Origin of the sequence: Pseudomonas sp. TR47 (assembly GCF_044143025.1) — a bacterium.
GTDB classification, from domain to species: Bacteria; Pseudomonadota; Gammaproteobacteria; order Pseudomonadales; family Pseudomonadaceae; genus Aquipseudomonas; species Aquipseudomonas putida_E.
Genome location: NZ_JBHFCS010000003.1, coordinates 281,747 through 294,265 on the forward strand (window position 1 = coordinate 281,747; position 12,519 = coordinate 294,265).

At 60.9% G+C, this 12,519-nt stretch carries 11 protein-coding genes; 5 read left to right on the forward strand and 6 right to left on the reverse strand.

All coding sequences use genetic code 11. The annotated features are described in order from the left end of the window. Positions 1 to 33: 33 nt before the first annotated feature. Positions 34 to 1,854, reverse strand: coding sequence for a translational GTPase TypA (gene typA, locus ACEWE8_RS05415; RefSeq protein WP_046784993.1), 1,821 nt, complete (start codon positions 1,852 to 1,854; stop codon positions 34 to 36). 126 nt (positions 1,855 to 1,980) lie between these two features. Continuing rightward, positions 1,981 to 3,435 (reverse strand): tRNA uracil 4-sulfurtransferase ThiI, encoded by a 1,455-nt coding sequence (gene thiI / locus ACEWE8_RS05420; protein ID WP_039604090.1) that lies wholly within the window; start codon positions 3,433 to 3,435, stop codon positions 1,981 to 1,983. A gap of 471 nt (positions 3,436 to 3,906) precedes the next feature. Here thiI and glnA point away from each other — a divergent pair, with 471 nt between their 5' ends. From glnA to ntrC, 3 genes are all read left to right on the forward strand, one after another. Beyond that, on the forward strand, positions 3,907 to 5,313 hold the full coding sequence (glnA, locus tag ACEWE8_RS05425) for a type I glutamate--ammonia ligase (RefSeq protein WP_046784992.1): 1,407 nt from the start codon (positions 3,907 to 3,909) through the stop codon (positions 5,311 to 5,313). A gap of 382 nt (positions 5,314 to 5,695) precedes the next feature. Next, positions 5,696 to 6,781 carry a nitrogen regulation protein NR(II) gene (gene glnL / locus ACEWE8_RS05430; protein ID WP_046784991.1) on the forward strand — a complete coding sequence of 362 codons (1,086 nt, stop codon included), beginning with the start codon at positions 5,696 to 5,698 and terminating at the stop codon, positions 6,779 to 6,781. Further along, positions 6,778 to 8,214 carry a nitrogen regulation protein NR(I) gene (ntrC, locus tag ACEWE8_RS05435; protein ID WP_039603934.1) on the forward strand — a complete coding sequence of 479 codons (1,437 nt, stop codon included), beginning with the start codon at positions 6,778 to 6,780 and terminating at the stop codon, positions 8,212 to 8,214. The genes glnL and ntrC overlap by 4 nt, the downstream gene beginning before the upstream one ends. A gap of 358 nt (positions 8,215 to 8,572) precedes the next feature. On the opposite strand, the gene ACEWE8_RS05440 is transcribed toward ntrC, so the two are convergent. Then, positions 8,573 to 9,010, reverse strand: a complete 438-nt coding sequence (locus tag ACEWE8_RS05440) for a hypothetical protein (RefSeq protein ID WP_046784990.1) — start codon at positions 9,008 to 9,010, stop codon at positions 8,573 to 8,575. Between ACEWE8_RS05440 and trmL the strand changes: the two genes are divergently transcribed. Continuing rightward, positions 9,009 to 9,470: a tRNA (uridine(34)/cytosine(34)/5-carboxymethylaminomethyluridine(34)-2'-O)-methyltransferase TrmL gene (gene trmL, locus ACEWE8_RS05445; protein ID WP_011531803.1), complete on the forward strand. Its 462-nt coding sequence runs from the start codon at positions 9,009 to 9,011 to the stop codon at positions 9,468 to 9,470. The genes ACEWE8_RS05440 and trmL overlap by 2 nt on opposite strands. Before the next feature lie 70 nt (positions 9,471 to 9,540). Here the strand turns inward: trmL and secB are convergent, their stop codons facing one another. The 3 genes from secB to ACEWE8_RS05460 are packed head-to-tail and all read right to left on the reverse strand — an operon-like array spanning position 9,541 to position 10,735. Next, complete coding sequence (secB, locus tag ACEWE8_RS05450; RefSeq protein ID WP_012312355.1) at positions 9,541 to 10,026, reverse strand: protein-export chaperone SecB; 486 nt, start codon at positions 10,024 to 10,026, stop codon at positions 9,541 to 9,543. Between the two features lie 39 nt (positions 10,027 to 10,065). Then, the gene (gene grxC / locus ACEWE8_RS05455; RefSeq protein ID WP_046784989.1) at positions 10,066 to 10,320 is read right to left on the reverse strand and encodes a glutaredoxin 3; all 255 of its coding nucleotides are present in this window, start codon (positions 10,318 to 10,320) and stop codon (positions 10,066 to 10,068) included. A 1-nt stretch (position 10,321) separates the two neighbouring features. Further along, positions 10,322 to 10,735 (reverse strand): rhodanese-like domain-containing protein, encoded by a 414-nt coding sequence (locus ACEWE8_RS05460; RefSeq protein ID WP_046784988.1) that lies wholly within the window; start codon positions 10,733 to 10,735, stop codon positions 10,322 to 10,324. A 206-nt stretch (positions 10,736 to 10,941) separates the two neighbouring features. On the opposite strand from ACEWE8_RS05460, the gene gpmI reads away from it, so the two are divergent. Next, on the forward strand, positions 10,942 to 12,477 hold the full coding sequence (gene gpmI, locus ACEWE8_RS05465; RefSeq protein WP_046784987.1) for a 2,3-bisphosphoglycerate-independent phosphoglycerate mutase: 1,536 nt from the start codon (positions 10,942 to 10,944) through the stop codon (positions 12,475 to 12,477). The last annotated feature ends 42 nt before the right edge of the window (positions 12,478 to 12,519 follow it).

The following is a 12,519-nucleotide window of genomic DNA, read 5'->3' on the forward strand; positions in this document are numbered from 1 at the left end:
GACCGGGGGCGTTTTCATTCAGCCTGAGCTAACTCAGTTCTTGGCTTTCTTGGCAGCGCGGGTACGCTCGCCTTCGTCCAGGATCTTCTTGCGCAGACGGATCGACTTCGGCGTGACTTCGCACAGCTCGTCGTCCTGGATGAATTCCAGAGCCTGCTCGAGGGTGTGACGAACCGGCGGAACCAGGGCGATGACTTCGTCTTTGCCCGAAGCACGCATGTTGTCGAGCTTCTTGCCCTTGGTAGGGTTCACGCCCAGGTCGTTGTCACGGCTGTTCAGACCGATGATCTGACCGTTGTAGATCTCCTGGCCGTGCTCGACGAACAGCTTGCCGCGCGCCTGCAGGGTTTCCAGGGAGTAGGTCAGTGCCTTGCCGGTCTCGACCGAAACCAGTACGCCGTTGAGGCGGCCGGACATCTGGCCCGACTTCATGGTGTCGTAGCGATCGAAGATCGAGGTCAGGATGCCTGCGCCGTTGGTCAGGGTCAGGAACTGGTTACGGAAGCCGATCAGGCCACGGGCTGGAATGTTGTACTCCAGGCGAACACGGCCCTTGCCATCCGGAACCATGTTGGTCAGGTCGCCTTTACGCAGGCCCATTTCTTCCATGACCTTGCCCTGGGATTCTTCAGGGATGTCGATGGTGACGTTCTCGAACGGTTCCTGCTTGACGCCACCGACTTCGCGGATGATCACTTCAGGACGGCCTACGGCCATCTCGAAGCCTTCACGGCGCATGGTTTCGATCAGTACCGACAGGTGCAGCTCACCACGGCCCGATACCTTGAACTTGTCAGGGGAATCGGTTTCCTGAACGCGCAGAGCAACGTTGTACAGCAGCTCTTTGTCCAGACGGTCCTTGATGTTACGGCTGGTGACGAACTTGCCTTCCTTGCCGCAGAACGGCGAGTCGTTGACCTGGAAGGTCATCGAAACGGTTGGCTCGTCAACGGTCAGCGGCTTCATCGCTTCGACGGCTGTCGGGTCGCACAGGGTGTCGGAGATGAACAGCTCGTCGAAACCGCTGATGCAGACGATGTCGCCAGCCTGGGCTTCTTCGACGTCGATACGGTGCAGGCCGTGGTGGCCCATCAGCTTGAGGATACGGCCGTTACGCTTCTTGCCGTTGGTGTCGATGGCGACCACCGGAGTGTTCGGCTTCACGCGGCCACGGGCGATACGGCCAACGCCGATAACACCCAGGAAGCTGTTGTAGTCCAGTGCCGAGATCTGCATCTGGAACGGGCCTTCACGGTCAACGTCCGGCGCAGGTACGTTGTCGACGATCGACTGGTACAGCGGGGTCATGTCTTCGGCCATGGCGGTGTGGTCCAGACCGGCGATGCCGTTCAGGGCCGAGGCGTAGACCACTTTGAAGTCCAGCTGCTCGTCGGTAGCACCGAGGTTGTCGAACAGGTCGAAGATCTGGTCCAGAACCCAGTCAGGACGGGCGCCCGGACGGTCGACCTTGTTGATCACGACGATCGGCTTCAGGCCGGCTTCGAAGGCCTTCTTGGTCACGAAGCGGGTTTGCGGCATAGGGCCGTCCTGGGCGTCGACCAGCAGCAGCACGGAGTCGACCATGGACATTACACGCTCAACCTCGCCACCGAAGTCGGCGTGGCCGGGGGTGTCGACGATGTTGATGTGGTAGCCGTTCCAGTTGATGGCGGTGTTTTTCGCCAGAATGGTAATGCCGCGCTCTTTTTCCTGGTCGTTGGAGTCCATTACGCGCTCGTCGTTGAGCTCGTTACGTTCCAGGGTGCCGGACTGACGCAGGAGTTTGTCGACCAGGGTGGTTTTACCATGGTCAACGTGGGCGATGATGGCGATGTTACGCAGATTTTCGATCACAACTGTATCTCGATCAGAGGATTCGGTTGCCGCCAGTCTAGGCGGCCAATATGAAGGTAAAAGGCTCAGCGGGCCCGGCGGTCGGGAGGGCGATGGCGGATGCTGCCGCCATACAGCCCTGGGGTCTTATGCCGGACGATAAACACGCACATTGGCATGTCCCTCACTGAGCAGGTGGTGTGCGTGCAATCGGCTCATCACACCTTTGTCGCAATACAGCAAGTACTGGCGGGTTTCATCCAGCTGCTTGAACTTGCTGTTGATCGCGTAGAACGGCATCACCTGAACTTCGATACCCTCGAGCACCAAAGGCTCGTCTTCCTGGGCGTCAGGGTGACGGATGTCGATCACGATCTGGCCTGGCAGCGCTTCGCTTACTTCCTCGATTTCCACGTCCTTGCCCAGCTCGTCGATCACGTGGTCGATCGAGATGAACTTGGCACGTTCGAGGGCGCGCTCCAGCACGGCCATGTCGAACTGCTTCTCTTCATGCTCCATGCGGTGACGCTTGGCATGGGTGGTCGGGTTCACCGAGATCACGCCGCAATATTCAGGCATGTGCTTGGCGAAGTCGGCGGTGCCGATTTCGGTCGCCTGGTCGATGATGTCCTGCTTGTGGCTGGCCAGCAATGGGCGCAGCACCAGCTTGTCGGTGGCCGAGTCGATGATCGACAGGTTCGGCAGCGTCTGGCTGGACACCTGGGAAATCGCCTCGCCGGTGACCAGCGCATCGATTTCCAGACGATCGGCCATGCGCGCAGCGCCGCGCAGCATCATGCGCTTGAGGGTCACGCCCATGTAGCTGTTGTCGACCTTGTTGAGGATCTCGCCGACCACTTCTTCGAACGGCACGCTGATGAACAGCACACGCTGGCTGCTGCCGTACTTTTTCCACAGGTAGTGGGCCACTTCCATCACGCCCAGTTCGTGGGCACGGCCGCCGAGGTTGAAGAAGCAGAAATGGGTCATCAGGCCGCGACGCATCATCTGGTAGGCCGCCACGGTGGAGTCGAAACCGCCGGACATCAGTACCAAGGTCTGCTCCAGGGCGCCCAGCGGGTAGCCGCCGATGCCTTGGTGCTGGTTGTGGATCACGTACAGGCGCTGGTTGCGGATTTCGATGCGCACCGTCACTTCAGGTTGCTTCAGCTCGATGCCAGCGGCGCCGCACTGCTGGCGCAACTGGCTGCCAACGTAGCGGTCGACGTCCATCGAGGTGAAGTCATGGTGGCCCCCGCGCTTGCAGCGCACGGCGAAATACTTGCCGGCCAGCAGGTGGCCGAAGTGCTGCTTGCACTTGGCGACGATATCGTCGAAGTCACCGAGCGGGTATTCCTCCACCTGCAGGAAGTGGGTAATGCCCGGGGTGCAGGTGAGGCGCTCGATCATCTCGCGCTGGACTTTTTCGTCTTCGACGCGGGTGACCACTTCGAGGTTGTCCCAGACACCATCGACCGCGAGCTCAGGGTCGAGGTCCTTGAGCACGTTGCGGATGTTCTTGCCGAGCTGGCGGATGAAGCGCTTGCGTACCGGCCGGCTCTTGATGGTGATTTCTGGGAAGACTTTGACGATAAGTTTCATTGGTTAACAGCGCGCGCAGGGCCTGCCGAAAAATGAGGGGCGCGAATTATATCGGAAATTGCTCAGGATTTGACCAACTTTTGTACAGAAGGTTGGATTTATATTGCCTGTACTGGCCTCATCGCCGGCAAGCCAGCATCTACAGGACGTCGGTAGGCCTCAAGACTGCGCTTAGGGTGTGGGAGCTGGCTTGCCAGCGATGAGGCCCTTAAAGGAAGCACACAACCCGATCTGTGCACGCTATTGGTGCACCAACAGCAAAAGCCGCCTCGTAAGGGTGCGTTTTTCGCCGCCAAACCGCCGCCAAATGCCCGCAAACGCCCCCTTTTATCCCGGCCTCGCCATTTTCGGGCACTGGCATGCAATTTGCTCCCTTGTGAGGCAGGTAAGCTTGGCCGACTATCCGCGCCCGGCAACACCCTTTTTTCCAGGGCAGCGGCCCACCGCGCTCTAGACCATCCGGAGGACAACATGTCGAAGTCGGTTCAACTCATCAAAGATCATGACGTCAAGTGGATTGATCTGCGTTTCACGGACACCAAAGGCACTCAGCATCACGTGACCATGCCAGCGCGTGATGGCCTGGACGAAGACTTCTTCGAAGTCGGCAAGATGTTCGACGGCTCCTCCATCGCTGGCTGGAAAGGCATCGAAGCCTCCGACATGATCCTGATGCCGGTCGACGATACCGCCGTACTGGACCCGTTCACCGAAGAGCCGACCCTGATCATCACCTGTGACATCGTCGACCCGTCGAGCATGCAGGGCTACGATCGCGACCCGCGTGCGATCGCCAAGCGCGCTGAAGAGTACCTCAAGAGCACCGGCATCGGTGACACCGTCTTCGCCGGCCCAGAGCCTGAGTTCTTCATCTTCGACGAAGTGAAGTTCCAGTCGGACATCTCCGGCTCGATGTTCAAGATCTTCTCCGAGCAAGGCTCGTGGATGACTGGCGCTGACGTGGAAGGCGGCAACAAAGGCCACCGTCCTGGCGTCAAAGGCGGCTACTTCCCGGTTCCGCCGTTCGACCACGACCACGAAATCCGTACTGCCATGTGCAACGCACTGGAAGAGATGGGCCAGACCGTCGAAGTTCACCACCACGAAGTGGCGACTGCCGGCCAGAACGAAATCGGCGTCAAGTTCAACACCCTGGTGAACAAAGCTGACGAAGTACAGGCCCTGAAATATGTCGTGCACAACGTTGCCGACGCCTACGGCCGTACCGCCACCTTCATGCCAAAGCCACTGTACGGCGACAACGGCTCGGGCATGCACGTGCACATGTCGATCTGGAAAGACGGCAAGAACACCTTCGCGGGTGAAGGCTATGCCGGCCTGTCCGAAACCGCCCTGTACTTCATCGGCGGCATCATCAAGCACGGTAAGGCCCTGAACGGCTTCACCAACCCGTCGACCAACTCCTACAAGCGCCTGGTTCCAGGCTTCGAAGCCCCGGTAATGCTGGCCTACTCGGCACGCAACCGTTCCGCCTCGATCCGTATCCCTTACGTCGGCAGCCCTAAAGCCCGCCGTATCGAAGCGCGCTTCCCGGACCCATCGGCCAACCCGTACCTGGCTTTCGCAGCCCTGCTGATGGCTGGCCTGGACGGCATCCAGAACAAGATCCACCCAGGCGATGCTGCCGACAAGAACCTGTACGACCTGCCGCCTGAAGAGGCGAAAGATATCCCGCAAGTTTGCGGCAGCCTGAAAGAAGCTCTGGAAGAGCTGGATAAAGGCCGTGCGTTCCTGACCAAGGGCGGCGTGTTCTCCGACGACTTCATCGATGCCTTCATCGAACTGAAGAGCGAAGAAGAGATCAAGGTCCGTACCTTCGTGCACCCGCTGGAATACGAGCTGTACTACAGCTGCTGATTTGATTGGCGCATTGCGCCGATGAAATCCCGGAAACGGCCTTCTCATGAAGGCCGTTTTTGTTTTTCCAGCCGTCCCGATCGGAAGCGCCCCAACACCTTGGCGCCATACGCCACGCGCACCGATGCTCTATATTGGTGCAATGCAACGTTGCATGCCCCGCCCCGCACCCCAAAACAGGTCACGTTGAACGGTAAATCAGTGCTTTCTGGTCCGAATAGGCGCAATTTCGGGGGTTTATAAAGCAATCCCGCTTCTTTTCGGAGCCTTGGTTTGTTTCTTGCATTTTCTACGCAAAGAGCCTGGCATGAGCAGATCCATAGTGCGCCGGCCACGCTCACCGCCATGCCCGGCAAGCGCCAAAAGAGGTCAACGACGCCTTATGACCATCAGCGATGCACAGCACCGTCTGCTTCTGGACAACCTGACCACCGCCACGCTCTTGCTTAACGCCGAGCTGCGCCTGGAATACATGAACCCGGCTGCGGAAATGCTCCTGGCCGTGAGTGGGCAGCGCAGCCACGGGCAGTTCATCAGCGAACTGTTCACCGAATCGTCCGAGGCGCTCAACTCCCTGCGCCAGGCGGTCGAGCAGGCGCACCCGTTCACCAAGCGCGAAGCCCAATTGACCTCGCTGACCGGCCAGACCATCACCGTTGACTATGCCGTGACGCCCATCCTGCACCAGGGCAACACCCTGCTGTTGCTGGAGGTACACCCGCGTGACCGCCTGCTGCGCATCACCAAGGAAGAAGCCCAGCTGAGCAAGCAGGAAACCACCAAGATGCTGGTCCGCGGCCTCGCCCACGAGATCAAGAACCCACTGGGAGGCATCCGTGGCGCGGCGCAACTGCTGGCCCGGGAGTTGCCCGAAGATGGCCTGCGCGACTACACCAACGTGATCATCGAAGAGGCCGATCGCCTGCGCAACCTGGTCGATCGCATGCTCGGTTCGAACAAGCTGCCATCGCTGGCCATGACCAACATTCACGAAGTCCTTGAGCGGGTCTGCAGCCTGGTCGACGCAGAAAGCCAAGGATGCATCACTTTGGTGCGTGATTATGACCCGAGCCTGCCGGACGTGCTGATCGACCGCGAACAGATGATCCAGGCGGTACTGAATATCGTGCGCAACGCGATGCAGGCGATCAGCTCACAGAACGAGTTGCGCCTGGGCCGCATCACCCTGCGCAGCCGCGCGATGCGCCAGTTCACCATCGGCCATGTGCGCCACCGACTGGTGGCCCGCGTCGAGATCATCGACAACGGCCCCGGCATCCCCAGTGAACTGCAAGACACCCTCTTCTATCCCATGGTCAGTGGCCGCCCGGACGGTACCGGGTTGGGCCTGGCCATTACCCAGAACATCATCAGTCAGCACCAAGGCCTGATCGAGTGTGAAAGCCACGCCGGCCACACCGCCTTTTCGATCTTCCTGCCGCTGGAACAAGGAGCCACCGCCTCATGAGCCGAAGTGAAACCGTATGGATCGTCGACGATGATCGCTCCATCCGCTGGGTCCTGGAAAAAGCCCTGCAACAGGAGGGCATGACCACCCAGAGCTTCGACAGCGCCGATGGCGTGATGGGCCGCTTGGCCCGGCAGCAGCCGGACGTGATCATTTCCGACATTCGCATGCCCGGCGCCAGCGGCCTCGACCTGCTGGCACAGATTCGCGACCAACACCCGCGCCTGCCGGTCATCATCATGACCGCCCATTCCGACCTGGACAGCGCAGTGGCGTCGTACCAGGGGGGCGCTTTCGAGTACCTGCCCAAACCGTTCGATGTCGATGAGGCGGTCTCGCTGGTAAAGCGCGCCAACCAGCATGCGCAGGAGCAGCAAGGCCTCGATGTGCCCCAGGCCCTGGCCCGTACGCCGGAAATCATCGGTGAAGCCCCGGCGATGCAGGAGGTGTTCCGCGCCATTGGCCGGCTGAGCCACTCCAACATCACCGTACTGATCAATGGCGAGTCCGGTACCGGCAAGGAGCTGGTGGCCCACGCCCTGCACCGCCACAGCCCGCGGGCGGCCTCACCGTTCATTGCCCTGAACATGGCCGCCATACCCAAGGACCTGATGGAGTCGGAGCTGTTCGGCCACGAAAAAGGCGCCTTCACCGGCGCGGCCAACCTGCGACGCGGCCGCTTCGAGCAAGCGGACGGCGGCACCTTGTTCCTCGACGAAATCGGTGACATGCCTGCCGATACGCAGACCCGCCTGCTGCGGGTGCTGGCCGATGGCGAGTTCTATCGTGTGGGCGGCCATGTGCCCGTAAAGGTCGATGTGCGAATCATCGCTGCGACCCATCAAAACCTCGAGTCACTGGTACAGGCTGGCAAGTTCCGTGAAGACTTGTTCCATCGCCTGAACGTGATCCGTATTCATATCCCGCGCCTGGCCGACCGCCGCGAGGACATCCCCGCGCTGGCACGCCACTTCCTTGGCCGTGCCGCTCAGGAGCTGGCCGTCGAACCGAAGCTGCTCAAGCCGGAAACCGAAGAATTCATCCGCAACCTGCCTTGGCCTGGCAACGTCCGCCAGCTGGAAAACACCTGCCGCTGGATCACCGTCATGGCGTCCAGCCGCGAAGTGCTGGTCGGCGATCTGCCGCCCGAATTGCTCAACCTGCCGCAGGACGCTGCACCGGTGACCAACTGGGAGCAGGCGCTGCGCCAATGGGCCGACCAAGCCTTGGCACGCGGGCAATCCAACCTGCTGGACAGCGCCGTGCCCAGCTTTGAACGGATCATGATCGAGACGGCGCTCAAGCATACTGCCGGGCGCCGCCGGGATGCAGCGGTGCTGCTGGGGTGGGGGCGCAATACCCTGACCCGCAAGATCAAGGAACTGGGGATGAACGTGGATGGCGGGGATGACGATGAGGGCGATGATCACTGACTTCCTGCTGAATCAGTAACACCGTTGGGGCCGCTTTGCGGCCCCAACCATTTCCGGCCCATGCACCGAAGCTGTGCCAGCTGCACCGCGCCAAGGCACAAATCCCCTCAAAAACCGGCCAGATCGCCCTGAAACCCAATGTTTCCAGGCTTTTCAAAACTGGCACGCCACCTGCAATAGGTAATGTATCTCCAGTTTCGGGGGCCTCGGTACAGGCAGGCCGGGTGAACCCCTCTTTTATACGCAGTTGCACAAGCTTTGGGGACCTCGGTACAGGCAGGCCGGGAATCCCCTCTTTTACACGCAGTAGCGCAAGCTTTGGGGACCCTGGTACAGGCAGGCCGGGACATCCCCTCTTTTATTCGTGCAGCCTCACCTGCACCCGCCAGCGCCCCGCGTCCTCTGCACCGGCCCATTCGCCACGCAGAGGGCGCGCGGCAATCACGCTCAGCAGCAACCCTTCCTCACTTTTCTGCAAACGCCAGCTCACCGGCTTGCCCTGCAGGGTCAGTTGCCCACGCTGGGCTTTGCCTTCGGCCTGGAACAGCAACGCGACCGTACCCTGGACATTCTCGCCATGCAGCTTCGGTTCATCGTTGAACCACAGGTCCAGCCCGTCCTGCACCACCTCCACCCGCTCAAGCACGAGCGCTTCGGGTGCAGTCAGACGGCCGATCATCAAACCGACCATCAAGCCGACGATCGCCAACGAGAGCAAAACCTTCGGCAAGCCCTTCGAACGCACATCAGGTTCGGGGGTAGAATGCTCGCCATCTTCACGCTTGGAGCCGTGCATGTTTCACGTCATCCTCTTTCAACCTGAAATTCCGCCCAATACCGGCAATATCATTCGCCTCTGCGCCAACAGCGGCTGCGCGCTGCACCTGATCGAACCGATCAGCTTCGAGCTCGACGACAAGCGGCTGCGCCGTGCAGGGCTGGATTACCACGAGTATGCCACGCTCAAGCGCCACGAAAGCCTGGCCGGATGCCTGGAGAGCCTGGGCAACCCACGCTTGTTCGCCTTTACCACAAAGGGTTCGCACCCGTTTCATGAGGTTGCCTACCAACCGGGCGACGCCTTCCTGTTCGGGCCGGAAAGCCGTGGCCTGCCGGCCGAGGTGCTGGACAGCCTACCGGCCGAGCAACGCCTGCGACTGCCGATGCGGCCGGGGTGCCGCAGCCTGAACCTGTCCAACACCGTGGCGGTGACGGTGTATGAGGCATGGCGGCAGCAGGGGTTTGCCGGGAGCTGACAAGCCCGAAGCAGGCAGCCGGGTAATAAAAAGGCGACCTCGAAGGTCGCCTCTTTGCTACCGGGCAAAATTACTGCACGGTCGGTGCTTCGCCCGCTTCCTGCATGCGCTGCATCTCTTGCGCGTACAGGGCGTCGAAGTTGACCGGCGACAGCATCAGGGCCGGGAACGAACCACGGGTCACCAGGCTATCCAGAGTCTCGCGGGCGTACGGGAACAGGATGTTCGGGCAGAACGCGCCGAGGGTGTGGCTCATGGAAGAGGCGTCGAGGTTCTTGATCAGGAAGATACCTGCCTGCTGAACTTCAGCGATGAACGCGACTTCGTCACCATTCTTGACGGTCACCGACAGGGTCAGCACCACCTCGTGGAAGTCGCCTTCCAGAGCCTTCTGCTTGGTGTTCAGGTCCAGGGCAACGCTCGGCTCCCAGGTCTGACGGAAGATCTGCGGGCTTTTCGGGGCCTCGAACGACAGGTCGCGCACGTAGATACGCTGCATGGAGAACTGAGGGCTGTTGTCTTCGGCTGCTGCGCCGTTGGTCTGTTGGTCAGTCATGGCAGATCCTTATCCTAATGTTTTTGAATGCAGTGCAAATCAGGCCTTGAGCAGCGCGTCGAGCTTGCCGGCGCGCTCCAGGGCGTAGAGGTCATCGCAGCCACCGACATGGGTACTGCCGATCCAGATCTGCGGCACCGAAGTCCGGCCGGCCTTCTGGCTCATCTCGGCGCGTACCTGCGGCTTGCCGTCGACCTTGATTTCCTCGAAGGCCACGCCCTTGCTCTCGAGCAGGTACTTGGCACGCATGCAGTAGGGGCAGTAGTCGCTGGAGTAGACGATGACGTCGTTCATATCACTTCACCAGGGGCAGGTTATCGGCTTTCCAGCTGGAAACGCCACCGCTCAGCTTGGCGGCGGTGTAACCAGCCTTGAGCAGTTCGCGGCAGATGGTGCCGGACTGCTGGCCCATTGCGTCGACGACGATCAGGGTCTTCTCTTTGTGCTTGTCCAGTTCGGTCATGCGGGTGGCGACCTTGTCCTGCGGGATGTTCACCGCACCGACGATGTGGCCGGCGGAGTATTCCTTGGCAGGGCGGATATCGATGACAAGGCCCTTCTCGGCATTGACCAGGGCGGTCAGTTGGCCATTGCTCAGGCTCTGGCCGCCACGGCGGATTTCATTGAGCAGCAGCAGGACCAGCAGAACAACGAAGATCGCAACCAGGATGTAGTGATCTGTCGCGAATTGAATCAGGTGAGCAACCATCAGCGGTGTTCCAGGCGATTGAAAATGCCGGCCAGTATACACAGCCCCCCAACACCGCCAAAGCCCGACGGGCCGGCCGGGAAAGTACCTTCATGTTGCCGCGGGCGCCGCGCTGGTCAGGGAACAGGACGAATATTCGCCGCAGGTGGCGCATTTGCCCTAAAATGCGTGTCTTTATCATCTTTGAACAACCGTGAGTTTGATTGATGACGAGTACGCCCAAACCCCTGGTCCTGATCATCCTGGATGGCTTCGGCCACAGCGAAAGCCCCGAATACAACGCCATCTATGCCGCCAACACTCCGGTCTATGACCGCCTGCGTGCCACCGCGCCGCATGGCCTGATTTCCGGTTCAGGGATGGACGTCGGCCTGCCGGACGGGCAGATGGGCAACTCCGAAGTCGGTCACATGAACCTCGGCGCCGGCCGTGTCGTCTACCAGGACTTCACCCGCGTCACCAAGGCCATTCGCGACGGCGAGTTCTTCAGGAACCCGGTGCTGACAGGCGCGGTGGACCAGGCTGCAGGTGCCGGCAAGGCCGTGCATATCCTCGGCCTGCTCTCCGACGGCGGCGTACACAGCCACCAGGACCACCTGATTGCCATGGCCGAACTGGCCGCGCAGCGTGGCGCCGAGAAGATCTACCTGCATGCGTTCCTCGACGGTCGTGACACCCCGCCGCGCAGCGCACAATCGTCCATCGAGCTGCTCGATTCGGCCTTTGCCAAGCTTGGTAAAGGCCGAATCGCCAGCCTGATCGGCCGTTACTACGCGATGGACCGCGACAACCGCTGGGACCGCGTCAGTGCCGCCTACAACCTGATCGTCGACAGCGTTGCCGAACACACTGCAGACAGCGCTGTTGCCGGGCTCGAAGCGGCCTATGCGCGCGATGAGAGCGACGAATTCGTCAAGGCCACGCGTATTGGCGAAGCGGTGAAGGTCGAAGATGGCGATGCCGTGATCTTCATGAACTTCCGCGCCGACCGCGCACGTGAGCTGTCGCGCGTGTTCGTCGAAGCCGATTTCAACGAGTTCCCACGGGCACGCCTGCCAAAGCTGGCCGCCTACATCGGCCTGACCCAGTACTCGGCGAAAATCCCGGCCCCGGCGGCGTTTGCGCCGGCCAGCCTGAACAATGTGCTGGGTGAATACCTGGCCAAAAACGGCAAGACCCAGCTGCGCATCGCCGAGACCGAGAAATACGCACACGTCACCTTCTTCTTCTCCGGGGGGCGCGAAGAACCGTTCGAAGGCGAAGAGCGCATCCTGATCCCGTCGCCGAAAGTCGCCACCTACGACATGCAGCCGGAAATGAGCGCCCCAGAGGTCACCGACCGCATCGTCGAGGCCATCGAGCAGCAGCGCTACGACGTGATCGTGGTCAATTACGCCAACGGTGACATGGTCGGCCATACCGGCGTGTTCGATGCCGCAGTCAAGGCCGTCGAAGCCCTGGACGGCTGTGTCGGTCGCATCGTCGAGGCACTGGACAAGGTGGGCGGCGAAGCGTTGATCACCGCAGACCACGGCAACGTCGAGCAGATGGAAGACGAATGCACCGGCCAGGCGCATACGGCCCACACCACCGAGCCGGTACCGTTCATCTATGTCGGCAAGCGCCAGGTCAAGGTTCGCGAGGGCGGCGTACTGGCCGACGTGGCGCCGACCATGCTCAAGCTGCTTGGGCTGGAAAAACCTGCGGAAATGACCGGTACCTCGATTCTGGTCGAGGATTAAGCGTCAAGCGGCAAGCGAAACCTGGCCTGGCGCCTGCTTTTG